Origin of the sequence: Vibrio sp. nBUS_14, from assembly GCF_051201655.1 — a bacterium.
GTDB lineage: Bacteria > Pseudomonadota > Gammaproteobacteria > Enterobacterales > Vibrionaceae > Vibrio.
In genome coordinates this window covers 2897482-2923713 of sequence record NZ_CP179206.1, presented here as the reverse complement: position 1 = coordinate 2923713, position 26232 = coordinate 2897482, and the positions used below count along the sequence as shown (strand labels likewise).

Below are 26232 nucleotides of genomic sequence, written 5' to 3'. Positions count from 1 at the left end.
CTAAATAGGCGATAAAAAAGGGGCTGCTAGCCCCTTATAGTAACTTATCACTTGGTGAGTTGAAACGTTACTAGGTCGATCAGTTACTCGGTGCGATCTTATAGCAAGGAACGTAATCCGTACCGCCCGGCAGTTTCATTCGATGCTGTTCAACAAAGTCATTCAATAGTCGATCCATTTTGGTCATCAGCTCTTTGTCGCCATCAATCAGGAATGGACCATGTTTCTCGATTTCAAGAATGCCTTCAGCTTTGACGTTACCCGCCACAATACCTGAGAACGCTTTACGTAAATTCGCGGCAAGGCTTTCTGTTTTCTGATCCATATGCAGATCGAGTGCTGCCATAGACTCATGGGTAGGGTCGAATGGCAATTGGAACTCAGGCTCAATATGCAGCGACCAGTTGTAGCTATAAGCATCGCCAGTCTCTTTACGGTGAGAGCGCACATCTGGCATTGCTTGCTTCATGATTTTCGCAGCGCGCGCTGGGTCATCAATGACGATCTCGTAATGTTTTTGTGCTTCTTCACCCAAGGTTTCGCCGATGAACTTATCAATCGAACGGAAGTACACCTCACTCTCTTTTGAGCCAGTTAAAACAATCGGCATGGGTTGGTCGACATTATTCGGGTGCATCATGATCCCTAATATATACAGCAGCTCTTCGGCAGTGCCGGGACCACCCGGGAAAATAATGATGCCATGTGCCATACGAACGAATGCTTCAAGACGCTTCTCGATATCTGGCATGATCACCAGTTCGTTGACGATTGGGTTGGGTGGCTCAGCGGCAATGATTGATGGTTCAGTTAGCCCCAAGTAACGATGGTCTGTATAACGCTGTTTAGCGTGACCAATAGCTGCGCCTTTCATCGGGCCTTCCATTGCACCCGGTCCACAACCGGTACAGATGTTCAGTTCACGTAGGCCTAATTCATGACCCACTTCGCGAGTGTATTGGTATTCGCTGGCGTTAATTGAATGGCCACCCCAACATACGACCAGGTTCGGCTCAATGCCAGGTGTGAGTGCTCCAGCGTTTCTCAATATACCAAACACGAGGTTGGTGATGTGAGTAGCATTGGTCAGGTTCAGCCTTTGGTTATCGGCTAAATGCATGTTGACGTAAACAATGTCACGCAGCACTGAAAATAGGTGTTCTTGAATACCCTTGATGATTTCACCATCGACAAAGGCATGCTCTGGCGGGTTGCTCAGTTCGAGCTTTATACCACGCTCACGGCGCACGACCTCTACATCAAACGATTGATACTTGTCGAGCAACTCTTTGGAGTTGTCAGTGTGGCTACCAGAGTTGAGTACCGCTAACGTACAGTTACGATACAGTTGGTACAGATCACTAGACGCGGTTTTCTTAAGACGCTCAACTTCAAGTTGAGAGAGTAAATCCATGCTACCGGCAGGGCTGATATGAGTGATCATAGTGCCTCCTTGTTGAAAAGAGCAGGGGGACGTTAAAGTGACCCTCTGGCTCGAGAGTGAGAAGCGAACGTTGAAAGTGTTTGGTTAAAGGTGAGAGAGTTAACCAGACGAAACGGTTACGACAGCGTTGCTTAGTGACTTAGTTAGAATGGCTTAAAAGCCAATATACAGATGCTTAAGTACGTATACACGTTTTCTTAAGTTCATATACAGGGACTTAAAAGCTTATATACGCACTGCTTGTCAAAAATGCTTGTTAAGCGAATGTTAATCATTAGCTTAGCAAACATGAGGGAATTGGTATGTGATAAGTATTTGAAAAAATATAATAAATTAAATGCTGGGCTGGCTTAGTGCCAAATGAGTTGGTTGGTACCACGTTGTTTTGCTTTATTCAGCGTCTTATTTAATCGCTCTAGAACTTCTTCCGGCGTATCAGATTCTTTAAACTGAGTGCTTGCCGCACAAAGAGTTATGGTGATCTGTTGGTCGCGGAATTTAAAAGGTAAGCGGCTAACTTGAGCCTGAATGTTCTGAATCATCTGATGGCAATATTCATCCGTTTGTTCTGGAAGTAACAAGACGAACTCTTCACCAGAAAAACGAGCCACAGTATCAGTAATACCGACTTCTTTGGTGATGGTTCTTGCGATGATTTTAAGGGCTTTATCACCCGCGGTATAACCAAAGCTATCGTTAATGGCTTTAAAATTATCGATGTCTAATAGCACGACTCGTAGCGAGTGTTGCGCGCGAATCCAACGACGGTATTCAAGCTCCAAGCGATCGGTAAAAGCGGTGCGATTATAGACCTTAGTAAGTGGGTCAAGCAGCATACGCTGAGCCTGATCCTCAAGACGCTTTCTGTAGTCTTGGGTCACTTCGTAGAGAGAGTCTAATTGAGTTTTTCCGTAACTCATTCGTTCGATCAAAGCTTGTTCTTTCTGCTCTGCATGATTGAGTCGCTCTGACAGCGAAGCTATCTCGCTAAGTAGCGGATTGATCGACTGTTTCAAGACGGTAATATCAGTGGCTTTATCAACCGAGCTTTGGCTTTTGACGACAAGGTCGCTTAACTCTGAGTTAAGGCCTTGGCGGTGTTCAAAATAGCTTTGGCTTTGATCGGTATTTTGGTCTGCAGTCTTGATACTGGAAGAGAGTGAAGCATTGAGCTGGTCGATAAACTGTTCGGATTTCTTACGCTCTAAATTAGTGCCTTCAATCACCAGTTTGAGAATCTGAAGTGACAACTCAAGTAGATTTTTTGTTGAAACACCTAGTAGTAGCTTTGCTCGAATATCGATAAGTAAGTCACCTGATTCACCCTCGAAGTCGAGTTCAGTGATCAAGTGCTGTAATTCTGTGGAAAGGTCCGAAAGTAATTCTTGCTCAGGAGATTGAGCCGTATCGCCAAAATGAGTGCGAGAGTTGTTCGCCATAATCTTTATGGCACGCTCATAAATACTGAGAAGCTTTATGGCGTGGTCAACTTTCTGACTGCCATTGCATTCTGAGAAGCTAAGTAAGTTTCGTAGGTCGCGTTTCAACTGCGCTGGAAGACCAGTTATGCGTTGTAGCGTTTCACCACTGTGCTTAATGCTATCGTCCAGATATCCGTTCTGTTTATCCATAGCCAACGTTTTCTGCTTGAGCATCCTTTCTAAGACTGCCAACTTTGGGATCATTGAGCTGATGTCTTTTTGCTTTTCTAGCTCTTCCCGCAGGGCAACAAGGTTTTCATCTAAGTGTTCGTTACTTCCAACACACGCGTCACTTAATGATGTGACAATACGTTTTAGAACTTTCTGCTCTCTAATAAACTTGAACGAGGTGTCTCTCTGTGTCAAACGAACTTGTTCCAACTGAGCTTTCAGCTGGTGGAGTTGCGCGTGAATGTCTGGTTCGAGAATGCCCATAGATGTATTAATTAGCGCCGAGTAGACCGATCACGATCATTTAGATGAAATTCCATTGTATCGATAATAACAAAACTGAAAATAAGGTCACGAGTTGCAGGTCTCAACCGCTCGAAAATCAGTCATCTTTTAGCATTTTTTTGATGTTGTCCTCATTCTGGTAGGACGATTGTATTTTTATTAACCCTTGATTAATCGCATGTTTACAAGCTTCTCTTATATTACCTGTTGCAAGGCTTGCTGCGGGCGCATTATCAATGGCTTTGAGATACACCCATTGACTGCTTCGCTCTTTAAGACTGATTTCACGCGCTAGGTTCGTCGACATTAACAATACATCTAACAACTCTTGGTCGTTAATCGCGGTGTAAGCTCTAGGTAAGAATGGGTAGTCAGCGATGCCCATACGAATTGTTCGGTTGATATTGCGCTTCGGTTCAAAGTTGGTAATCCAAGATTGAATCTTTTTAAACATCGCCTCGGGTGACGAATCTCGGTCTGAGTTAGGTTCGATGTAAAGCAGGTTCGCGTCTGAGAAATGATAGACACGAGCTGGGCCTTCAAGCTTTGATTTTAGGAATTCACCGAAAGCGTCTTCTAACTCTAGACCCGCTTTATAACCGTTCTGCGTATACATATTACGTAGGAAAGGTAAGTCAATCATCACGAAGCGCAGACGGTCATTCAATGGTTCATGAATCAGTTCGCCAAGTTGCCACTGTTCGAAGGTCTGGCTGGTTTGTTCTAGTGAGTTGGACAGTTTCGCATTCAGCATTCTGAGATTAGACAGCTTAGAGCGTGAGTGTGTAAACAAGTCTGTTTGCAGTGAGTCGACTTCTTTGGCCAAGGTTTGAATGAGGTAACCACGGCGCAGCACAAAGAAGAACAAGATGATGCTGAACAGGAATAGGGCGAACGATATTTTCTGGAACTTACGATGTTCCAGTTTGTACTTTTCTAGCTCTTGGGCTTGTCCAGCATAATGCAGAGTTTGCTCAGCGAACTCTTTCTGTTGGCGGAAAGCATCTTCACCAACGCGGTTCAGCTTTTGTTGTTCTAGAGAGATCAAGTTATTGTATTGCTTAAGGTTGTCTAAAGCCTGTTGCGGTTTTCCTGCCTGCTCATAACCCAAAGAGAGTAAGTAGTACGAACGCTGCGAAAGGCGCATGTTCTCAACCTGACGCGAGATCTCCAGTGCGCGAGTGGCATGTTTGATTACATCTTCACTCTGCTGAAGGTGATAAGCGAGCCCTGCTGAGAGCAATGCGGCACGACCTTCTAGCTTCGGAATATCTGTATATTCAAGCAGTTCAAGGGCGCGTGTTAGGTATTGCTCTGCCAATGGGTAGTTATAAAGACGCAGATAGGTTGCCGATAAACTGAGTCGAATATCAATAACTTGATGGATATCTCGGTCAGTACTCTCATGATCAAGGACGTTGAAGAAATGCACGAGGGCAAGGTTATATTTGCCTTGGAAGAAGTACACATCACCCATTTTCTTAAGCACTTGCGCTAAGATGGGGGAATTTTCGAAGTTATCATAAAAATCAGCGGCTTGAGAAAGGTGTTCCAGTGCTTTATCTAGGACTTGTCGCTCGAAGAAAAGTTGTGCAAGCAGGCGGTTTACTTTAGCCAAGCGCGAGCTCAGGTTGCCTTCTACTGATTTCCAGTAGCCGTATAACAATTCAGAGAGCGCGTGGTTATATTCTTTGTGGGTCAGGTAAAATTCACCAACAGAGATATGGTAATCGATGGTGACTTTTTCAGTGTAGCGCTGATCTAGGAACGTTTTTGCTTCTTGGTAGTACTTTTCGGCTTCGTCGATTTTGTTTTCATAAGAGGCGATCTCCGCCTTCAACATGATCAATCGATAGGTGATGCCTTCCGTAAGACGCAGCGTTTTGTTGACGGATTCTAGGCTCGCTTCAATACTGGCGAGTTCAGTTTTTGCTTTTGTCGACTTTTTATCACTGAGCCAAAGCAATCTAACTTTCAGTATTTGCAGATCAAGCTTCAGGTATTCAAGTTTATAAGTCTTCGCAAGCGCTGAGGCTTCTTCGATGTGCTGAATCGCAGTGTGAGTATGGCCAAGGTTGTACTCAGCCTTCGCTAAGATTTTGTAGGCATCGATACTGCTGTTCGGCGTCCGAATGGAAGAGTCAGTCTCTTCGCGAGAAATCGCTGATGGGCTTTTCTCGCGTTGATCAGAAAGGACACGCAGCGTTAGGTAACTGTTGGCCATTTGTTTTGCTTGGCTCGGCTCAATCTCTACAAGGTTGTTAGCCTCATTGAGTAACGCCGACGAGTAGACCGACGCATTGACCGATGTACTGAAGCTTAAAATAAATAGACTAACAACGTATAACCAACGCATTTCAATGTCCCTTTAAAGATTGGATAGGTTCAAATAAGAGTAACTGCTTTCCGCCTGATTATTGGCGAGCCATACGCTTATTGTGGCTTGGTCTATCTTGCTCTGTTGAACGGTATGGGTTGATATCCAGACCACCACGACGCGTGTAACGTGCGAACACAGTTAGCTTCGATGGGCCACAGTATTTCATGATATCAGTGAAGATACGTTCAACGCATTGTTCGTGGAATTCATTGTGTTCACGGAAAGAAACTAAATAGCGTAGCAAAGCTTCACGGTCAATTTGCTTACCTGAATATGCGATCTCAACGCTGCCCCAATCCGGTTGGTTGGTGATCAAACAGTTCGACTTTAACAGGTGGCTGTGCAGTGTTTCTTCAACATCTTGCTCGCCAGCAGCGCCTTCAAGCAGTGACGCTTCAAAATCGTAACTAGTGATTTGGATGTCTTGGTTGTCGATACAGTCGCCTTCCATCGTTACGATAGGCTGGTTGGTGTAATCGGTTACTGAGTTTATGTTCACAATCACCGTTTCGCCCGCACATGCCGACAAATCTTGAGTAAGACGCTCAGTGACTTGGTTCCAATTTTCAAATTGAGTCTGGTTGTAGCTGTTCAAGTAAAGCTTGAAAGATTTTGATTCAATTAAATTTGGGCTGGTTGCTGGGATGAAAACTTCACCCACTGCCACTTGTGGTAGGCCGTTAGTGTTTAGCCACGAAAGTTCGTACATCGTCCAAATATCATGGCCAATAAAAGGTAGGTCACCGTTTAGCGCAAGGTCATTACGATTCAGGCTACGAGGTACTGGCTGCAATAAACTTGCATCGTATTGGTTAGAGTACTCAGTTTTTTGGCCTAGGGTTAAACCCGCTAGCTCTTTTGCGTCAGAATATTTGCTCATACTTTCGTTTCAAATTCGATTAGAATGGGGTCGATTTTACTGAATCCCCATTACCCTGTCATTAAGTCATCGCTTAATCGGCACGGAAAGGTCCCTGATTCTATTTATTATTTTGTGTTTAGGAGATTTTCATGACTCAACGTGCTCAAGACGCACTACTTTCTTTTAGTCAGCGATACGTTGACGCGTGGCAACTGCAACACCAAAGTTTACCTCGCAATGAGGAGTTGGTAGATATTGTGTCGCCTTGCGTAGAAGAAAAGAGCGGCGATGCCGTGTTATGGAAACACTACCCACGTGAGCAATTCGCTGATTTTACCAACGTAGAAACAGGCATAGAGCTAACGCTGCATGAAGACATCAAAACCTTCTATGGTGCTCAATACAGCGCAGATATGAATGCGACTTTTGACGGCAATGAGCTGACTCTTTTACAAATTTGGAGTGATGAAGACTTCGAATGCCTGCAAGAAAACATTCTAGGTCACTTGGTAACGCAGCGTCGTCTAAAGCTGAAACCGACGGTTTTCATCGCAGCGACTGATGCAGAGCTGGATGTTATCTCTATCTGTAACTTAACTGGCAACGTGATTTTAGAGCGCTTAGGCACCAAAAATCGTGATGTACTCGCTGAGACATTGGCTGAGTTTTTAGAAAAGTTACAACCAGCGGTATAGATAGATGTACGTACTAGAACTTCAATTTGAGTGTTTTGATAACACAACCGTAAGCGCTGTCGACAAGGCGGTGAATGGCTTAATGGATGCACTACGTTATAACGGACAAGTGCTAGGCCGTGAGTTTCCTATCGTGATGGGTGACGGCGAGTTTTACGTTCGTGTTGTCTGCCCAGAGCAAGAAAGCTTGCACCCACGTAACCATTCAGATTTCGTAAAAGTCTGTTTTGATCGTTTGTCTAACGCGAGTCTTCTTGCTCCTAAAATGCGTTTGCTTGGCCGAGATCTTAATTCTGAAGAAGTGGCTGAAGACGAAGAACCGAGCTGGCAGGTGCTGTACACGACGTTTGTTCATACCTGTTCACCGTTGCGCAGTGGCGACAGTTTATTGCCGATCCCTTTATACCGCAATCCACCGACTTTTAATGGCGACCATAAAGCTGTGTTGAAATGGCAGACTGAATGGCAGGCCTGTGATGAAGTCCAAATGGGGGGGGGGTGTCGTGCTGAACACGCAACTCTAACTGAGATCAGTGATACCAAAAGCGTATTGTTCAAACGCGGTTGGGGTTTAAGAGGACGTATTGAATATCTCACTAAGATCCCAACGTATTACTACTTATACCGTGTGGGTGGCATTAGCCTAAAAGCTGAAAAAGAGCGCAAATGCCCGCAATGTGGTGGTGAATGGCTGCTAGATGCGCCGATCCACGACATTTTCTATTTTAAGTGTGACGACTGCCGCTTGGTGTCGAACATCTCTTGGGATCATATTAAGTAATCCACTTAACTTTATTCTAGATTCAGGGTATCGAAGTATGAGCCAATACTTCGATACTTGTTCCTCTGCTTTTCTCCCTGCATTCGTCCGCTTTACAAGTGGGACAAGCGCATGCGTACCATCCTTGAAATGGTGGGTTTGTTGGAACCATTAATAACCAAGATGGGGCGGGTGGCAAGTTTACGGTGGCTCAGGCTGGGGTGCCGCAAGTGGGCTTTTGGTCGCGTCCTGAATTTCGTATCTTTGCGACTTATTTAAATGATGCTGAAAACGACAATGCTTTCGCTGAAGGTAAACAGCGAAATGAGTGTCGGCATACAAGTGGGAGCTTGGTAGTAAGTCGACCCTTTTAGCCAGCGGCAATCAATAAAAAAGGGGCTGACGTTGAGTCAGCCCCTTCGGGCATTTGTACGATGCTGTAGTTTAGTTGATTACCAACCTTTAACTACGCCACCGTGGAAGATATCAGAAGCTGCGTTGTACACTTCTTCAGTTTGGTAAGCTTTAACGAAGTTCTGTACGTTTTCAGCGTTTAGGTTGTCTTCACGAGAAACGATTAGGTTTACGTATGGAGAATCTTTGTCTTCAACGAAGATACCGTCTTTTTGCGGAGTCAGGTTGATAGAGCTCGCGTAAGTAGTGTTGATGATAGACAGTGCTACGTCATCTAGAGAGCGAGGAAGTTGCGCAGCGTCTAGTTCAACAATGGTTAGGTTCTTAGGGTTGCCTACGATGTCACGAACGGTTGCTAGAAGACCAGCACCTTCATGAAGCTCAAGCAGACCTTGTTGCTCAAGAAGAAGCAGAGAGCGACCTAGATTAGTTGGATCGTTTGGTACAGCAATGCGCGCGCCGTCTTGGATTTCGTCTACAGATTTAACTTCTTTAGAGTAACCCGCGATTGGGTAAACAAACGTGTTACCAACAATAGTTAGCTTGTAGCCACGGTCAGCTACTTGCTGATCTAGGTACGGTGCGTGTTGGAATGCGTTGATGTCGATAGAACCGTCATCCAGTGCCGCGTTTGGTGTTACGTAATCTGTGAAAGTTACTAGCTCAACATCTAGGCCGTACTGCTCTTTTGCTACTTTAGCTGCAACTTCAGCAACCTGTGCTTCAGCACCTGCCATTACGCCAACTTTTACTTTAGAAGTATCAACTTCTTTGTCACCACAACCTGCTAGTACTAGCGCTGATGCCGCGGCTGCGATAGTAAGTAAACCTTTAAGGTTAAATTTCATAATAATCTCCTTTTAATAACTCTTTATTGATCAATAGCTCGCTATTAATGCATAACGCTGTCAGTTTTTATCTGTGGTCAACGCGGCGAACTAATGAATCACCGATTGATTGAATAATTTGTACCAGCACAATCAACATCACGACCGTCACAGCCATGATAGTCACATCATAACGGTGGAATCCGTAACGAATAGCGACATCACCTAGGCCGCCACCACCTACGGTACCTGCCATTGCTGAGTAGCTCACCAGCGTTACTAATGTAATCGTTACTGAGTTGATGATAGTCGGTAGTGCTTCAGGAAGCAGAACCTTATTGATAATTTGTGTTGGTGTCGCGCCCATTGATTGAGCCGCTTCTACTAGACCTGTTGGTACTTCTAGTAGCGCACTTTCGATAAGTCGAGCCACGAATGGGATAGCGCCAATCGTTAGTGGCACGATCGCTGCTGTTGTACCAATGAAGGTACCAATCAGCATCTTAGTTAGTGGGATAATCGCAACCATCAGTACTAAGAAAGGCACTGAACGACCCACGTTGACAATCGCACCGAGAATTTTGTTTAGCTTGGTGTTCTCTAACAGACCACCTTTTTTAGTCGTGTGTAGAATCACGCCTAATGGAATACCGACAGCAAAGCCAACAATGCCCGCAACGGCAACCATGTAAAGCGTCTCGCCTGTTGCGCCTAATAGAAGGTTACCGTTAAGGCTGATCCAGTCAGCAATCTCGTTGAAACTAAAGGACATAACCAAGCACCTCTACTTTTACATTGTTGTCGCGTAGGAATTGAATAGCAGCATTATCATCGGCTTCATTACCGAACAGTTCTGCGACCATCATGCCGAACTTAACACCGCCTGCGTAATCTAGATCTGAGCTTAAGATGCTGACATCGATATTAAATTTACGTGCAATTTGCGTCATTAGCGGTGCATCAACGGTTGCGCCAGTAAACTCAAGACGTACCAACGGGTAACTACTGTTTACGCGAGTTTCTTGCAAGCGTGCTTGGTAATCTTCAGGAATGGTCAGATCCAAGGTTGAGCGAATAAATTGATGCGCCAGCTCTGTCTTAGGGTGTGCAAAGATGTCACCGACGGTGCCTTTCTCTACTAATTCACCACCGCCAATGATCGCCACTTCGTGACAAATGCTTTTCACTACATCCATTTCATGAGTAATAAGTAGGATAGTGATGTTCAGCTTGCGGTTGATTTCACGCAGCAGCTCAAGAATAGATTGAGTCGTTGCAGGGTCCAGTGCACTGGTCGCTTCATCACACAACAATACTTTCGGGTCAGACGCCAGTGCGCGAGCAATCGCAACACGCTGCTTTTGACCGCCGCTTAGGTTAGCAGGATAGGTATCACGTTTGTCTGATAGGCCTACAAGGTCAAGTAGCTCACTGACTTTCGCCTCAATAACCGCTTTATCTTTACCCGCAAGCTCTAAAGGCAGTGCTACATTGTTAAATACAGTACGAGAAGACAGTAGGTTAAAGTGTTGGAAGATCATGCCGATGTTACGACGCGCTTCGCTGAGTTCTGATTTGCTGAGTTTTGTTAGGTCAATACCGTCAACAATCACTTCACCTGAGGTTGGGGCTTCCAACATGTTTACACAGCGGATTAGGGTACTTTTACCTGCACCTGAAGAGCCAATGACTCCAAAGATTTGACCTTGAGGAATGTGGAGGTTGATATCTATTAAGGCATTGATTTCTTTAGTGCCTTGATAGAAAACCTTGTTGACTTGATTCACTTTAATCATAGGGAAACTCGTGCAGGTAAAACAGAATAATATATCGATAGCTCGTTCGATTTACAGACGATGCTATGGTGTTCTATGATCTAAGTCAATAGATATTTTTACGTCTAGACGGCTAAACGTTGATTGTGTTGCTAAGGTAGAAACAAATCGTTAACGAACGCTAAACTAAATAGATAGTGATGAAGCAAATAAAGCGTGTAATAATTAATGATTAATAGAGAGTTGATAGAGAACTGAATTTTGTCTAAACCGGCTGTTTTTTTAGATCGTGATGGTGTGATTAACGTTGATCACGGCTACGTACATGATGAGCATGACTTTGAATACATCGATGGTGTATTTGAAGCGGCGAAAGCGTTTAAAGATATGGGCTATTTATTGGTACTAGTGACCAACCAATCTGGTATTGCTCGTGGCAAGTTTAGCGAAGATCGTTTTCTTTCTTTGACACAGTGGATGGATTGGAACTTTGTCGATAATGGCGTTGAGTTAGATGGTATCTATTACTGTCCTCATCATCCTGAACACGGCATTGGCGACTACAAACAAGATTGTGAATGTCGCAAGCCTAAACCAGGCATGTTCATTTCTGCTCGTGACTTTCTGAAAATTGATATGGCGAACTCTGTCATGATCGGCGATAAAGCCGAAGACATGATGGCAGCAGAAGCTGCTGGTGTTGGTACTCGAGTATTGGTGAGAACCGGTAAACCCGTGACTGAAAAGGGTGAGGCACTTGCCAGTGTCGTGCTGGATAGTATTGAAGATGTACCAGCATATTTGAAAGGCTAAACACAGACCTATCGCTCAGTATGCAAATGAGTGTTGTTCACTATATTTACCCACTCTATAAATATGAGGAACGAAGTATGAAAAGTATGTTAGTAGCATCTCTATGTTCAGTTGCATTAGTCGGGTGCTCTAAATCAGCAGCTCCTGAGACTGAGAGCGCAACATCAGATAATCAATTCGTGACTTATCAATGTGAGTCTGACGTTTCGTTTGAAGTGGCTTACCTTGATAATGAAAAAGCGGTATTACGTCTCCCTGAGAATGAATACCGTCTGACTCAAGTTCCAGCAGGTTCAGGAACGAAATACATCTTAGATAATGGAACTTCTGAACTGATTAACAGCGTCACTTTACGTACTAAAGGTGACAATGCACGTCTAGAACTTGGCCGTGTCGTCTATCGAAATTGTCAAAAGTAAGTCATAGTAACTGCTAGGATTTACAAACAGTTAAGTGAGGGATTATGCCCTCACTTTTTCTTCTCTCCCCTTTAACGTTAGACTTTTTATGAGCAAAAAACTCACTATTCTCGATATTGCTAAGCTGTCCGGTGTTGGTAAGTCAACCGTATCACGCGTTCTGACCAATGATCCAAAAGTGAAACCTGAAACCCGTGAAAGGGTGGAAAGAGTAATTCAAGAATCTGGGTATACGCCTTCAAAGTCTGCGCAGTCGATGCGTGGTGGCAGTCAAAAAGTCATCGGTGTAATCATTTCTCGTTTGGACTCTCCCTCTGAAAACAAAGCGGTTAGTACCATGCTGGCTGAGTTGTATCGAGCGGATTACGATGTCGTGATCATGGAAAGTCAGTTAGATAGAGAAAAAGCCAACGAGCATCTTCAGGTTCTTAAGCGCCGCAATGTAGATGGCATTATTGTGTTTGGCTTTACTGACTGCGATATTCCTGCAATCGAAGCGTGGGAACACAAAGCCGTAGTGATTGCTCTGGATACCGAGAACGTGACGTCGATTAACTATGATAACCAACAGGTGATCAATAGTGCGTTAACGCATCTATCGGAGCAGGGAATCTCTGATGTTGGCTTCATTGGCGTTGATCCTAGCGATAAATCAACTGGTGAGCTTCGTCTTAAGGCCTACCTAGATTGGTGTGAAGTCACAGGCTCGATCGCCAACTATCGTACTGGCCAACTTCATCATGAAAGTGCTTATCAGTTGGTGGATGAGGTGCTTACTCCTGCGACTCAAGCGATTGTGTGTGCCAGTGACACATTGGCTCTTGGCGTCATCAAACGTCTACAAGAGCTACAACGTGAAGATGTGGTGGTTACCGGTGTCGGTGGCAATGATCTTCTCTCTTTCTTGTTCCCGCGAGTATTTAGTATTGATCCTGGGTATCAATCTGCAGGTAAATTGGCCGCTAATCTATTGATCTCTCAGCTTTTAGGCAATTCAGAGATCTCTCATCACACTCAATCTCCGATTCTATAATCCACTCAATCAAGCGAAATTGAACCGCTTAGATTAAAATTAGATTGTGATCCCTTTCAATTAATGGGACTGTTCCCATTTTAATTTTTCATTCAGCTAGGCACTATAATAACTAGTTTTGGGAATGTTCCCAGAAATCTAAATCTGAGTGGTTATTACTCAATGATTTAGATGAGTCATTGAATAAAACCAGGGTGGGGTAGTATGAGTAAGATAGCGAAGCAAGACATTGCGCGTCTTATCGAGTTAGTTGGTGGTAAAGAGAATATTGCGAGTGTCAGCCATTGTCTAACTCGACTACGTTTCGTATTGAATGAGACAGATCAGGCAAATAAAGCAGAACTCGAAAAGCTCAAGCTAGTAAAAGGCTGCTTTACTAACGCAGGCCAATTTCAAGTGGTGATTGGCACCGAAGTTGACGAAGTGTATGCACTGCTGATTGAGCAAACGGGCAAAGAGGCCTCATCAAAAGATGAAGCGAAATTGGCTGCTCGTCAGAACATGAACTTCCTTGAGCGTGGTATCTCCCATTTAGCCGAAATTTTTGTGCCACTGCTGCCTGCCATTATTACTGGTGGTTTGATTCTTGGTTTCCGTAATGTGATTGGCGACATTCGCATGTTCGACGGCAAAACCTTAGTTGAAATCAGCCAATTCTGGGCAACCGTTCACTCTTTCTTATGGCTGATTGGCGAAGCGATTTTCTTCTTCCTACCGGTTGGTGTGTGTTGGGCGACGGTTAAGAAGCTCGGCGGAACCCCTATTTTGGGCATCACGCTCGGTGTGACCTTAGTGTCGCCGCAGCTGATGAACGCTTACATGATAGGTAAAGCCGTTCCTGAAGTGTGGGACTTTGGCTTTTTTGTGATTGAGAAAGTTGGGTACCAAGCACAGGTGATCCCTGCGATGCTCGCGGGTGTGGCATTAGCCTTCATTGAAACCAACCTTAAGCGCATCGTGCCAGCTTACTTGTACCTTGTAGTTGTGCCATTTGTGTCGATCATTTTGTCTGTGATTCTGGCTCACGCCTTTATTGGTCCATTCGGCCGTATGCTAGGTGATGGCGTCGCATTCGCAGCGAAAGCAGCCATGACCGGTGACTTCGCGATTCTTGGTTCAGTGGTATTTGGCTTCCTTTACGCACCTTTGGTTATCACGGGTATTCATCATACGACTAACGCAGTCGATTTGCAGTTGATGCAAGACTTAGGCGGCACACCAATTTGGCCTCTGATTGCGCTATCTAACATTGCACAAGCTTCAGCGGTTGTTGGCATCATTATCTTGAGTAAACGCGAAGGTGAACGAGACATCTCGGTTCCAGCTGCAATCTCTGCCTACTTAGGTGTGACAGAGCCTGCGATGTACGGCATCAACCTTAAATACAAATTCCCAATGCTGAGCGCAATGATTGGTAGTGCCGTAGCAGCCGCTATTTGTGGTAGCGCAGGCGTGATGGCGAACGGCATCGGTGTGGGCGGCTTGCCGGGTATCTTGTCGATTCAACCGCAATATTGGTCTGTTTATTTAGTGGCGATGTTGGTGGCGATTGTATTGCCAGTGACCTTAACGCTGTTCTTCTATAAGCGTGCACAGTCAAAAGGTGAGCTCGAAACGGCAAACGCGTAGCGCATCATATCAGCGGTGACTTCAATCCAGTCATCGCTTTTTTCCTTAGAAACGACTTCTATCGACCATGTGAACATGGTGATTTTTATTTATTATTTTTTGGTAAGTGAGTGTTAGAGATGGCGATGACTGAACATGATGAAAGCTGGTGGAAAACCGCAACCATCTATCAAATCTACCCAAAGAGCTTTTGTGACGGCGGCAGTAAAGGTACTGGTGATATCAAAGGGATCATTTCGAAACTGGACTACCTAAAACACTTGAGTGTTGATGCGATTTGGTTAACTCCAGTATACGCATCACCAATGATCGATAACGGCTACGATATTTCAGATTACTACGCGATTAACCCTCAATTTGGCACCATGGAAGATTTCGACGTGTTGCTGGCTGAAGCGCATCAGAGTGGTATTCGTATCGTGATGGATATTGTGGTTAACCATACCTCCACTGAGCATGCATGGTTCCAATCCGCATTGGGTGATAAAAACAGCCCTTATCGTGATTACTACATTTGGAAAGATCCTGTAAACGGCGAAGCACCAACTAACTGGCAATCCAAGTTTGGCGGTAATGCATGGGCGTTAGACGAAGCGACTGGTCAATATTACCTTCACCTGTTTGCCAAGGAGCAGGCCGACCTCAATTGGGAGAATCCGGTCGTACGTGAAGAAGTGAAAGACGTTATCAGCTTCTGGGCTGAGAAGGGCGTCGACGGGTTCCGCTTGGACGTGATTAACTTGATTTCAAAGCAGCAAGATTTCCCTAATGATGATATCGGTGATGGTCGCCGTTTTTACACAGACGGCCCGCGTGTGCATGAATATCTAAAAGAGATCAGCGGAGCGGTATTCCAGAAATACGGCAGCGTGACCGTAGGCGAGATGTCTTCAACTACGTTGGAACATTGTCAGCAATACTCAAACATTGATAACAGTGAGTTGTCGATGGTGTTTAACTTCCACCACCTTAAGGTTGATTACACCAATGGTGAGAAGTGGACTAATGCGCCGTTTGATTTCTTACAGCTCAAGTCGATCTTCAATCACTGGCAAACAGGTTTGAACGGTAAGGGGTGGGGTGCACTGTTTTGGTGTAACCATGACCAACCACGAGTCGTGAGCCGCTTGGGCAACGATCAACAATATCGTGTTGAGTCGGCTAAAATGTTGGCTGCTTCGGTGCATATGATGCAAGGCACACCTTATATCTATCAAGGTGAAGAGATTGGAATGACTAACCCGGGTTATACCGACATCAGCCAATATCGTGATGTAGAGAGCACCAATATGTACGACATCATGGTTAACCGTGATGGCGTGGCTCGTCAGGATATGATGGCTATTTTAGCGCAGAAATCTCGTGATAACTCTCGTACGCCAATGCAATGGAACAATGAAACTTACGCAGGCTTTTCACAATCACAGCCATGGCTTGATGTTGCGAATAACTACACTAAGATCAACGCCGAACAAGCATTGGAAGATAAAGACTCTGTATTTTACTTCTACAAGAGCTTGATTGAGTTGCGTAAAGAAGTGCCCGTGATTACTCATGGCAACTATCAAGATCTATTGCCTGAGCACCCGTCGGTATTTGCGTATTCTCGCGAGAGTGAAAGCCAGACTTTGATTTGTATTAATAACTACTACGGTGAAGAGGCTGAGTGCGTTTTACCTGAGCGTTTTGAGATGATGAAGGCTAAGAGCCTGTTGTCTAATTATCATGTGAGGGAGAGATCAGTTAAGTCTCATCACCAAGTTTTGCGACCTTACGAGACTCGCATTCTCTTGATTGAAGGGTAACCTTGTTTCATTTCAATAAGCCTAATTCTTATCCGCCTTAAAGGATTAGGCTTCTACAAAGGCTTTGGAGTGCTCCCCAAAGCCTTTTTGTTTGTGCGCCGAGCATGGCGTTGATCTAGGAGGTGAAAGTCCTCTACGGGCTCAGTCGAGCGAGAACCGTTAGCCTATGCAAGGGTGTTCACCGTGAGGTGAAATCTGAAGGAAGCAAATGGCAAAACTTGGTTGTGACGAACAGAAATCTGATAGTAGGCCATTACAACTTGGGCAACCTAGCCATAGATAGAATAGTCCAATGCCTCGACGGGAAGTGTGTAGTGGTAAATCAGGCACAGCCAAGGGAAAGAACAACGCCTTACCTCGGGAGATCTTATTGTTTGTCTCAATAGAGACTAATACAGCAGTGATGTTGTGTGATGGACAATAAGAAGTCAGCAGAAGGCATAGTACTTTGAGAATGTACAACTCAAAGGAAGGCCTGAACTGAATATATCAAGAAGCAGTCACTAGACACTCAATCATGTGGAGTCATAGCAAGATGAAACTCATCTCTACGTCCCAAAGGGCAATACCGCAAGTAAAGCTCATGGATACGAAGAATGACAAGCATGGTCGGCATAGACAGGAGGGCGAGTCTTGGTGACCTCAACTTCGTTGATGGAGCAAATTTGCTCTTCAACCAATTTGAATCAAGCTCTTAGACGCGTGAAGAAGAACAAAGGGTGTGCAGGAGTCGACAAGCTCGACATCAACGCCACTATCTCAAGACTTCGACAGGCATCAAACGGGCAAGAGCTTCGCCAGATTCTTCTGGATGGAAGCTATCAACCTCAATCTGTTCTTGGTGTAGAAATCCCCAAAGCTAGTGGTGGCGTAAGGCAATTAGGTATCCCAACAGTCCTTGATAGGGTAGTCCAACAGGCAATCACATCAGTGCTGTCATGTATCTATGAGCCGAAGTTCTCCGACAATAGTTACGGGTTTAGACCCAACCGCAGTGCGCACCATGCATTGGCGGCCGCCAGTCGCTACATCCGAGAGGGTCGAGGTTATGTAGTAGATATAGACCTAGCAAAATACTTCGATACAGTGAATCACGATAGGCTAATGCACAGGCTGTCACAAGATATTGCTGATAAACGCGTGTTAAAGCTAATTAGGTCATACCTACAGGTAGGCATAATGCGACATGGACTAGTTGAGCAGAGACAACGAGGCACACCCCAGGGTGGGCCATTATCTCCGCTACTATCAAATATTGTATTAGATGAACTGGATAAAGAGTTAGAGCGTAGAGGGCATAAGTTCTGTCGATATGCAGATGACTGTCAAATCTACGTGCGTAGTGAGGAAGCCGCTCATCGAGTCAAAGAGTCGATAACGGAGTTCTTGGAGCAGAAACTAAAGCTGACGGTAAACCGTAAGAAAAGTGCAGCAACGAGAGTGACAAAGCGAACTTACCTAAGCCATCGCTTCCAGATAGACGGAACAATCGGGATATCGAAGACGGCACAAGCTCAAATGAAGAAGCGAGTACGTCAGATAACGAAGCGAAATCGAGGACGAGAGTTACAGGTGATAATCACGGAGTTAACTCAATATCTAAGAGGATGGCAACACTACTTCAAGCTTACTGTTCGTAAAAGTGCAATGCAGCGCTTAGATGAATGGATACGGCGTAGGCTAAGGTGCTACCGACTAAAGCAGCGCAAACGCAGACACAGCATAGCGACATGGTTACAGCGACAAGGTGTAACGGAGCGTAATGCGTGGAAGCTAGCGATGTCAGATAAGGGTTGGTGGCATCTAGCTTTAACGCCACAGGTTAATCACGCCATGCCAATAAAATGGTTCGAGGGGTTGGGGCTGTACTCATTAAGAGATGGGTACGAGTCACTGAAAGTATATTCGGAACCGCCGTATGCGACCCACGCTTGTACGGTGGTGTGAGAGGACGGAGGCTGCGAGGCCTCCTCCTACTCGATTAGTGATGTATTGGTCATAATATTTCTTCCTGCATAGCAGGAAGCTAAAGCACCAGATACTAACAACATAGGGCAGCTAGTAAGCGCTAAGACGCGTAGTTGACCGAATAACGAGTTGGCTTGTGATTCATTGCTAATACAATGTTCAGTACTGCGGTGCCCAATACAGAAACAGCAATCACCCAAGGCGATACAAAGAAGAATGAAGCAAACAGAATACACGCATCAATGGCCATTTGGGTTTTACCTACCGAGATGCCGTAGCGATCTTGAATGAACAAACACAATACGTTGAAGCCACCTAAGCTTGAGCGATGACGGAATAAGATCAGCATACCTAAGCCCATTAATAAGCCGCCAGCGACTGCACAATAAATCTCATTATGAACGTCTAACGAAATCACCAAGTATAAATGATCAGCAAATATAGACACTAAAGCACCAGAGATAGCACTGCTTATTGCGAAGTGACGGCCAAATCGTTTCCATGCCAATAGATAGAATGGACAGTTAGCAATAAAGTACAGAATACCAAAGGTTACTGGCGTAAATTGACTCAAAAGCAGAGCTAAGCCAGTCGTGCCACCAGTAAGCAGGTTTGCTGACTGTAAAAAGAAGACGCCTAACGCCACTAAAAACGTGCCAGTGAGGATTGCTACCCAATCTTCTTTACGTGTGTGTTTTTCCATCGTTTTTATAATTACCTATCCAATAAAGGCGAGCATAGTAGAGAAAAACCTTAGCTTTCGGTAGCTAGAGGGGCAAAATTAAGGTAAACCTATGTAATCTGCGTTTTACAGAGTGTAAATCGTAAAATTGACAGTAAGCGTCATCTTTGGTTGGATATGCTTAATAACCATGATGAATCTTATATGTGATTATGAAAAAACTGCATGATAAAATTGCAATTAGCTCTTTATGACCTAGATCAAATTATGTAGAATGCGTCACATCAAAGCGGTGACGGAAACGTTTGCTTTCGGTCGTTGTGTGGTTTTTTTGAAACTTTCAGTACAATCTGAGTCAGGAGATACAGATGCTTAAGCGTGACATGAACATTGCTGATTACGATGCGGATCTATTCGCAGCTATCCAAGAAGAAACTCTTCGTCAGGAAGAGCACATCGAACTTATCGCTTCAGAAAACTACACAAGCCCACGTGTAATGGAAGCTCAAGGTTCTCAACTTACAAACAAATACGCTGAAGGTTACCCTGGTAAGCGTTACTACGGTGGTTGTGAGTTCGTAGATAAAGTTGAAACTCTAGCAATCGAACGTGCATGTGAATTATTTGGCGCGCAATACGCGAACGTACAGCCTCACTCAGGTTCTCAAGCGAACAACGCTGTGTACATGGCGCTACTAAACGCTGGCGATACAGTTCTTGGCATGAGCCTTGCGCACGGTGGCCACCTAACTCATGGTTCTCCAGTAAACTTCTCTGGTAAGCTTTACAACATCATTCCTTACGGTATCGATGAAGCGGGCCAAATCGATTACGAAGAGATGGAAGCGTTAGCTATTGAGCACAAACCTAAGATGATCATCGGTGGTTTCTCTGCTTACTCTCAAGTTTGTGATTGGAAGCGCATGCGTGAAATCGCTGACAAAGTAGGTGCTTACTTCTTCGTAGACATGGCTCACGTTGCTGGTCTAATCGCTGCAGGTGTTTACCCGAACCCAGTTCCACATGCTCACGTTGTAACGACTACAACGCACAAAACGCTTGCTGGTCCTCGTGGTGGTCTTATCCTTTCTAACGAAGGTGAAGCTCTTTACAAGAAGCTAAACTCAGCCGTATTCCCAGGCGGCCAAGGTGGCCCTCTAATGCACGTTATCGCTGGCAAAGCAGTAGCGTTCAAGGAAGCTCTAGAGCCAGAGTTCAAAGAATACCAAGCTCGCGTAGTTGCTAACGCAAAAGCAATGGTGGCTGAATTCCTAGCACGCGGTTACAACATCGTTTCAGGTTCTACAGAAAACCACCTGTTCCTAGTTGACCTAATCGACAAAGACATCACGGGTAAAGAAGCAGATGCAGCACTAGGTTCAGCTAATATCACAGTTAACAAGAACTCAGTACCAAACGATCCACGTAGCCCGTTCGTTACGTCTGGTATCCGTATCGGTTCTCCTTCTATTACTCGTCGTGGTTTCTCAGAAGCAGACGCGAAAGCTCTGGCTGGCTGGATATGTGACATCCTTGATAACATGGGTGATGAGTCTGTTATCGAAGCAACGAAAGCAAAAGTTCTAGAAATTTGTAAGCGTCTACCTGTTTACGCTTAATTTTTCTGGCTCAAATAGCTTAATTTCTGTGTCAAAGGTGCTCATTTACATTCGTAAACTCCGCGTCTTTTCCTTGAACTAAAGCTATTTGATTGAAAAATACGATTTGAAAGGCTCCTGTATAGGAGCCTTTTTTTACGTTTGAAGGTTATTTATCTAAGTAATAAAGAGCGAGTGCTAAAAAGGGCTAATGCTTTCACATTAACCCTTGTCGTTCGCTTATGTCTGTTCTACTTTTTGATGCTGAGCGAGGTGCCTGACTGCTTATTACGTATCACCAACAAAAAAAACCAACACAGAGGTTGGTCTTTTAATAGGAAGCTTGTTTTTAAATCATTATCGAAACTGTTTGGCTTCTGGAAGGTACTCAAAACCAGCAGACGCAAGTTTTGCAATCAATGCTGCTTTGTCGATTTCGTAGAAGTTGACTACTCGATCCAAATCACCACCGAAGTCGTCACGCAGCTTCATGTTGACGATGCTCATCAACATTACAGGATCCATCTTTTCAAAGTTAGCGAGGTTCATATTAGTCCTCGAAATCTGAGATCAGTAGGTTAGCTGCGGCAAATGCAGCGCTATCTCTCGCTTCTTTAGGAAGAGACTCATCCGCAGCAAGGTCATTCAATGTTTTTACAGCGCAGGTGATCGCTTTAGGGATGTAGCCTTGGTCGCCACTGCCAATTTGAGAATACAGTTCACGCACCAAATTACAACAATCGTATACTTTCATTTTTATACCTAACCAAATGGTAACTGATCTCAATATACACATAGAGATAAGCAAAAACAAAGTGGATCTGATTAAGTTCAGAGTTATTTTGTCCTTGCTCAATATCCTATTTTGTTTATGCTCGATATATCACTTGGTTAGCTTGTCATTTAGGTCGATCTTTACGATTCGCTGGTATTTATTGAGTAGCTTAGTATCTGCTGATTAGCCGGATATTTGCTGTTCAAGCTGATAAGTGACTCCATCAGCTAAGTTGAGCTGCTTTGCCAACTCTTTGAGATACGCCTTTTCCATAAAGTTCTGCTCGTCAGCCACAATTAAAGAAGTTAAGTAGATCTCACTTGCTTGTTGAGGGGAGGTTGCTAGCTGAGCGATCTCGCTTGGATCGAGTGGCTTGTGCAATTCTTCAGATACCAATTTAGTCAGCTGATAATCTGCGCCCATGTTCTCGACGGCTTGTTCTATCTTAGCCATCTCTTCTTCATCAACATGCCCGTCGGCTTTGGACGCTGCAATCATCGATCTTAGAATCAGTACGTTATGGTTTGAATCGTTCTCATCAAATTGAGCTTGTTCGACATTGGGTGTCTGACCTTGTTTAGATTGGTAATCGTTGTAGACCTTATAAGCCAAAGCGCCCAGTGCAGCTGCGCCGCCAATGCCAGCCGCTTTTTTACCCATCTTCTTGGTCTTTTTAGAGCCCATTAACGCACCTAAAAGTCCGGCGCCAACTGCGCCTGCCCCGAAGACGCCAAGTGTGCTCTTGCTGCTACTTTTGCCATTGCTGTTACTGCTTTTAGAAAGGCTACTTAAACTCGAAGATCTTTGGGAAAGCTTCTGAGTACCTTGCTTAACGAGATCTGATTTAAGTGCTTGGTTAAGTAAGCTTTTGATATCCATCGATACCTCCAATGTAAATGTGTCAAAGAGTAGTTGAAGCCAATATACGGATTTAAAGATGAACAGAGGATTAACTTACGTTATTTACTCTAGTGATAAATAGAAGGGAGTTTGAAGAGAAACGACAGGCACAAAAAAGGCCACCTAATGGCAGCCTTTCAATGTTTATTTAGTAAATAATCGGATTACTTAGCTAGTTGAGACTTAAGGTGCTCAATAACCGTGTCTATTGCGATAACTTCTTTATCACCAGTACGACGGTTTTTGTATTCGAAGTTACCTTCGTCCATGCTGCGATCACCGATAACGATAGTGTGAGGGATACCCACAAGCTCGATATCTTTAAACATAACACCTGGACGCTCTTTACGGTCATCAAATAGTACTTCGATACCCATAGCTGTTAATTCAGCGTATAGCTTCTCAGCGGCTTCTTTAACACGCTCAGATTTGTGCATGTTCATAGGTACGATAGCAACTTGGAACGGCGCTAGTGCGTCTGGCCAAGTGATACCGAATTTATCGTGGTTTTGCTCGATAGCAGATGCAACAACACGTGAAACACCGATACCGTAACAACCCATTTCTAGGATTACGCTCTTACCATCAGGACCAAGCACGTTACAGTTCATTGCTTTAGAGTAAGTATTACCCAGTTGGAAGATGTGACCAACTTCGATACCGCGCTTAAGTTGGATAGTACCTTGACCACATGGGCTTAGGTCGCCTTCAACAACGTTACGTAGGTCTTCAACTTGAGCAAGCTCAACGTCACGACCCCAGTTAATACCGAAGTAGTGCTTACCGTCTACGTTTGCGCCAGCGCCGAAGTCACTCATTACAGCAACAGAGCGGTCAACGATGAATGGTAGTTCTAGGCCAACAGGACCTAGTGAACCAGGACCAGCACCAACAAGTGCACGGATTTCTTCTTCAGAAGCCATCTCTAGAGGAGAAGCAACTTGTGGAAGATTTTCTGCTTTCACTTCGTTTAGCTCGTGATCACCACGGATGATCAGTGCGATGATGCCTGCTTCAACGTCATCAGATGCTTTAACGAATAGAGTCTTAACTGTCTTCTCGATTGCTAGACCGTGTTGCTCTACAAGCTCCGCAATTGTTTTTGCGTTTGGTGTATCAACCAGTTCCATCTCTTGAGTTGGCGCTGCAACTTCTTCAGTAGGAGCTAGTGCTTCTGCTTTCTCGATGTTCGCTGCGTAATCAGATTCAGAAGAGAATGCGATTAGGTCTTCACCGCTTTCGGCAAGAACGTGGAACTCTTGAGAGCCGCTGCCGCCGATTGCCCCAGAGTCTGCCAATACTGGACGGTACTCAAGGCCCATGCGGTCGAATGCTTTACAGTAAGCATCGTGCATCGCTTGGTAAGACTTTTCTAAGCCTTCTTTATCGATATCAAAGCTGTACGCATCCATCATAGAGAATTCACGTGCACGCATTACGCCAAAACGAGGGCGGCGTTCATCACGGAATTTAGTCTGGATTTGGTACAGGTTTAGAGGAAGCTGTTTGTAAGAGCTAATTTCGTTACGTACTAGGCTCGTCACAACTTCTTCAGCTGTTGGGCTAAGAACGAACGGACGAGAGTGACGGTCTGTGAAACGAAGTAGCTCAGGGCCCATCTTTTCAGAACGGCCAGTCTCTTCCCAAAGCTCAAACGGTTGAACTACGGGCATCAAGATTTCAACGGCACCTGCATTATCGATCTCTTGGCGAACGATATTTTCGACTTTACGCAGTACACGTAGACCAGTAGGTAGCCAAGTATATAAACCTGAAGCTAGCTTACGGATCATACCTGCACGTAGCATCAGCTGGTGGCTGATAACTTCTGCGTCGTTTGGAGTCTCTTTCAGAGTAGAAAGAAGGTAGTTACTGGTACGCATTCTATGGTATCCGTTTCATCATTGATAAAAGAAAATTTGCTGCAGTTAGTGACGACAGCAAATCTGATATAGCCGCATATAATATCAGCCTATTTGGGATCTCAAAAGCGTTCAATGTCGGTTACATTGATGAAAAGCGTTTCAACAACGAATTTCACGTTAAGATCGAACAAATTTACCGCATATTCTTTACTGTCTGGTTTGCCTTTCTTATAGGCGGGGCGTGGATCTTGGCCTAGCACTTCTTTGATCACCTGAATGATATGGCGCGCCTGTGGGTGACCAGACAGCTTACTTTGAGCTTGCTGCGAGAAGTTCACATCTAACACCTCAGGTTCATCGGCGGCAAACCCTCCTAGTGCATCGGGAATCGAATCCGAGTAGGGGATATAAGGTTTGATGTCGATGATAGGCGTGCCATCAACGAGATCAACACTGCCCAAGTCCAACCAAGTTTGCCCCTTTTCCTGATATACACCTTTGAGTTCAACTGCAGACATGCCTATTCCATTCGGCCTAAAGGTGGCACGTGATGCGAAGACACCAATGCGTTCATTACCGCCAAGTCGAGGTGGCCTCACTGTTGGTTTCCAGCCCGTCTCAAGGTTCTTATCGAACAAAAACAACAACCACACATGGCTAAATTGCTCAATATGCCGAACAGACTCAAGGCAGTTTGCTGCGTCAACCAGTCTGACTCTGGAGGTGGATGTAGGCACCAATCTAGGCTGCCTTGGTACCGCGAACTTCTCTTTATAGGGAGATTCTATAAAGCCAATAGGTTCAATGGAGTACATGAGTGGACGTTCTCTAATTACGATATATGGCGGAAAAATATCACAAAATCACTTGTTTTTCTTTTGATAATGATTATCATTTGTCATGTTATAACATATCAATTTAATCATTTAGGGAAATACAATGAAACCGAATATCCACCCGGACTACCGCACAGTGGTGTTCCACGACACCAGTGTTGATGAATACTTCTTGATTGGCTCAACCTTGAAAACAGAGCGTACTATTGAATGGGAAGATGGTAATACTTACCCTTATTTCACGATTGAAGTGTCTGCAAAATCGCATCCTTTCTACACGGGCAAACAGAGAGTGCTACATAAAGAAGGACGTGTTGCTAACTTTACTCGTCGCTTTGGTCAATTAGGCAAGGGAGCTAAATAATGAAAGTTATTAAATCACTTAAAAGTGCGAAAAGCCGTCACCCCGATTGCCAAATCGTTAAGCGTAGAGGGCGTCATTATGTCATCTGTAAATCCAATCCAAGATTCAAAGCGGTTCAGAAATAGCCAGTAAATTTGATGTGACACGAGTTTAAAAACGAGGGGGAAGTCAAACTTCATTCATTTGTCTGTTTTTCTTTTCCTTCGAAAGGAAACTGACCGGATATCGAGTGACGCCCTTAGCGTACGGTGTGTTTTATTTTCAAGTGAATCAATGGGTTATATTGTGAGTTATGTTTTCTGTAGATGCATGGTTGTGAATTATAAATCTAATTTTCGTTTTTAATGTAGATTTATTTGCTGGTTAATTGTTCAAATAGAGTTAAAAGTCGTCGTTAGTTACATATTTTGTAACATTTTGAATTTCTAATTGATAATTTTGTCGCGTACCC

The 26232-nt window shown here is 44.5% G+C and carries 24 protein-coding genes and 1 pseudogene; 12 read left to right on the top strand and 13 right to left on the bottom strand.

The genetic code is table 11. The features are described 5' to 3' along the window. Positions 1–79 precede the first annotated feature (79 nt). The 4 genes from ppnN to queF form a co-directional block, all read right to left on the bottom strand. Positions 80–1444: a nucleotide 5'-monophosphate nucleosidase PpnN gene (gene ppnN / locus ACMAZD_RS13740; protein WP_435247640.1), complete on the bottom strand. Its 1365-nt coding sequence runs from the start codon at positions 1442–1444 to the stop codon at positions 80–82. Between the two features lie 350 nt (positions 1445–1794). Further along, positions 1795–3360: a diguanylate cyclase domain-containing protein gene (locus ACMAZD_RS13735; RefSeq protein ID WP_435247639.1), complete on the bottom strand. Its 1566-nt coding sequence runs from the start codon at positions 3358–3360 to the stop codon at positions 1795–1797. 118 nt (positions 3361–3478) lie between these two features. Further along, positions 3479–5737: a tetratricopeptide repeat protein gene (locus tag ACMAZD_RS13730; RefSeq protein WP_435247638.1), complete on the bottom strand. Its 2259-nt coding sequence runs from the start codon at positions 5735–5737 to the stop codon at positions 3479–3481. Positions 5738–5795: 58 nt separating this feature from the next. After that, positions 5796–6641 (bottom strand): NADPH-dependent 7-cyano-7-deazaguanine reductase QueF, encoded by an 846-nt coding sequence (gene queF / locus ACMAZD_RS13725; protein WP_435247637.1) that lies wholly within the window; start codon positions 6639–6641, stop codon positions 5796–5798. A 131-nt stretch (positions 6642–6772) separates the two neighbouring features. Between queF and syd the strand changes: the two genes are divergently transcribed. The 3 genes and pseudogenes from syd to ACMAZD_RS13710 all read left to right on the top strand — a co-directional run. Continuing rightward, positions 6773–7318: a SecY-interacting protein gene (syd, locus tag ACMAZD_RS13720; RefSeq protein ID WP_435247636.1), complete on the top strand. Its 546-nt coding sequence runs from the start codon at positions 6773–6775 to the stop codon at positions 7316–7318. Between the two features lie 4 nt (positions 7319–7322). Beyond that, complete coding sequence (locus tag ACMAZD_RS13715; RefSeq protein WP_435247635.1) at positions 7323–8099, top strand: Zn-ribbon-containing protein; 777 nt, start codon at positions 7323–7325, stop codon at positions 8097–8099. Positions 8100–8168: 69 nt separating this feature from the next. Further along, positions 8169–8435 (top strand): annotated as a pseudogene (locus ACMAZD_RS13710) (carbohydrate porin); the annotation flags it as partial. A gap of 95 nt (positions 8436–8530) precedes the next feature. Here the strand turns inward: ACMAZD_RS13710 and ACMAZD_RS13705 are convergent. The 3 genes from ACMAZD_RS13705 to metN all read right to left on the bottom strand — a co-directional run bounded on the left by ACMAZD_RS13705 (position 8531) and on the right by metN (position 11115). After that, the gene (locus ACMAZD_RS13705) at positions 8531–9340 is read right to left on the bottom strand and encodes a MetQ/NlpA family lipoprotein (protein ID WP_435247634.1); all 810 of its coding nucleotides are present in this window, start codon (positions 9338–9340) and stop codon (positions 8531–8533) included. A gap of 67 nt (positions 9341–9407) precedes the next feature. Continuing rightward, positions 9408–10091 (bottom strand): methionine ABC transporter permease, encoded by a 684-nt coding sequence (locus ACMAZD_RS13700; RefSeq protein ID WP_172379922.1) that lies wholly within the window; start codon positions 10089–10091, stop codon positions 9408–9410. Beyond that, positions 10081–11115 carry a methionine ABC transporter ATP-binding protein MetN gene (gene metN, locus ACMAZD_RS13695; RefSeq protein WP_102435093.1) on the bottom strand — a complete coding sequence of 345 codons (1035 nt, stop codon included), beginning with the start codon at positions 11113–11115 and terminating at the stop codon, positions 10081–10083. Before metN ends, ACMAZD_RS13700 begins: the two co-directional genes overlap by 11 nt. Positions 11116–11355: 240 nt before the next feature. On the opposite strand from metN, the gene gmhB reads away from it, so the two are divergent. The 6 genes from gmhB to ltrA all read left to right on the top strand — a co-directional run bounded on the left by gmhB (position 11356) and on the right by ltrA (position 18740). Then, positions 11356–11907, top strand: a complete 552-nt coding sequence (gene gmhB, locus ACMAZD_RS13690) for a D-glycero-beta-D-manno-heptose 1,7-bisphosphate 7-phosphatase (protein WP_435247633.1) — start codon at positions 11356–11358, stop codon at positions 11905–11907. A gap of 77 nt (positions 11908–11984) precedes the next feature. Further along, positions 11985–12326: an MliC family protein gene (locus ACMAZD_RS13685; protein ID WP_435247632.1), complete on the top strand. Its 342-nt coding sequence runs from the start codon at positions 11985–11987 to the stop codon at positions 12324–12326. A gap of 88 nt (positions 12327–12414) precedes the next feature. Then, complete coding sequence (gene treR / locus ACMAZD_RS13680) at positions 12415–13359, top strand: trehalose operon repressor TreR (protein ID WP_435247631.1); 945 nt, start codon at positions 12415–12417, stop codon at positions 13357–13359. A gap of 204 nt (positions 13360–13563) precedes the next feature. Then, positions 13564–14988, top strand: coding sequence for a PTS trehalose transporter subunit IIBC (treB, locus tag ACMAZD_RS13675; RefSeq protein ID WP_435247630.1), 1425 nt, complete (start codon positions 13564–13566; stop codon positions 14986–14988). Between the two features lie 119 nt (positions 14989–15107). After that, positions 15108–16793 (top strand): alpha,alpha-phosphotrehalase, encoded by a 1686-nt coding sequence (gene treC, locus ACMAZD_RS13670; RefSeq protein WP_435247629.1) that lies wholly within the window; start codon positions 15108–15110, stop codon positions 16791–16793. A gap of 654 nt (positions 16794–17447) precedes the next feature. Continuing rightward, complete coding sequence (gene ltrA / locus ACMAZD_RS13665) at positions 17448–18740, top strand: group II intron reverse transcriptase/maturase (protein WP_435249317.1); 1293 nt, start codon at positions 17448–17450, stop codon at positions 18738–18740. Between the two features lie 121 nt (positions 18741–18861). Here ltrA and ACMAZD_RS13660 read toward each other — a convergent pair whose 3' ends face one another. Then, positions 18862–19464, bottom strand: a complete 603-nt coding sequence (locus ACMAZD_RS13660; protein WP_435247628.1) for a YitT family protein — start codon at positions 19462–19464, stop codon at positions 18862–18864. A 347-nt stretch (positions 19465–19811) separates the two neighbouring features. Between ACMAZD_RS13660 and glyA the strand changes: the two genes are divergently transcribed. Next, the gene (gene glyA, locus ACMAZD_RS13655) at positions 19812–21062 is read left to right on the top strand and encodes a serine hydroxymethyltransferase (protein WP_435247627.1); all 1251 of its coding nucleotides are present in this window, start codon (positions 19812–19814) and stop codon (positions 21060–21062) included. A 336-nt stretch (positions 21063–21398) separates the two neighbouring features. Here the strand turns inward: glyA and ACMAZD_RS13650 are convergent, their stop codons facing one another. The 5 genes from ACMAZD_RS13650 to tsaA all read right to left on the bottom strand — a co-directional run bounded on the left by ACMAZD_RS13650 (position 21399) and on the right by tsaA (position 25396). Then, the gene (locus tag ACMAZD_RS13650; protein WP_004738555.1) at positions 21399–21590 is read right to left on the bottom strand and encodes a DUF4250 domain-containing protein; all 192 of its coding nucleotides are present in this window, start codon (positions 21588–21590) and stop codon (positions 21399–21401) included. Position 21591: 1 nt separating this feature from the next. Beyond that, positions 21592–21795 (bottom strand): YaeP family protein, encoded by a 204-nt coding sequence (locus ACMAZD_RS13645; protein ID WP_435247626.1) that lies wholly within the window; start codon positions 21793–21795, stop codon positions 21592–21594. Between the two features lie 204 nt (positions 21796–21999). After that, the gene (locus tag ACMAZD_RS13640; protein ID WP_435247625.1) at positions 22000–22695 is read right to left on the bottom strand and encodes a tellurite resistance TerB family protein; all 696 of its coding nucleotides are present in this window, start codon (positions 22693–22695) and stop codon (positions 22000–22002) included. Positions 22696–22880: 185 nt separating this feature from the next. Next, entirely contained in the window at positions 22881–24599 is a 1719-nt protein-coding gene (locus tag ACMAZD_RS13635) for a proline--tRNA ligase (RefSeq protein WP_435247624.1), read from the bottom strand. A 101-nt stretch (positions 24600–24700) separates the two neighbouring features. Beyond that, entirely contained in the window at positions 24701–25396 is a 696-nt protein-coding gene (gene tsaA, locus ACMAZD_RS13630) for a tRNA (N6-threonylcarbamoyladenosine(37)-N6)-methyltransferase TrmO (protein ID WP_435247623.1), read from the bottom strand. 124 nt (positions 25397–25520) lie between these two features. On the opposite strand from tsaA, the gene ACMAZD_RS13625 reads away from it, so the two are divergent. Both ACMAZD_RS13625 and ykgO read left to right on the top strand, forming a co-directional pair. Continuing rightward, on the top strand, positions 25521–25781 hold the full coding sequence (locus ACMAZD_RS13625) for a type B 50S ribosomal protein L31 (protein WP_004734366.1): 261 nt from the start codon (positions 25521–25523) through the stop codon (positions 25779–25781). After that, positions 25781–25906, top strand: a complete 126-nt coding sequence (gene ykgO / locus ACMAZD_RS13620) for a type B 50S ribosomal protein L36 (RefSeq protein ID WP_081008126.1) — start codon at positions 25781–25783, stop codon at positions 25904–25906. The genes ACMAZD_RS13625 and ykgO overlap by 1 nt, the downstream gene beginning before the upstream one ends. The last annotated feature ends 326 nt before the right edge of the window (positions 25907–26232 follow it).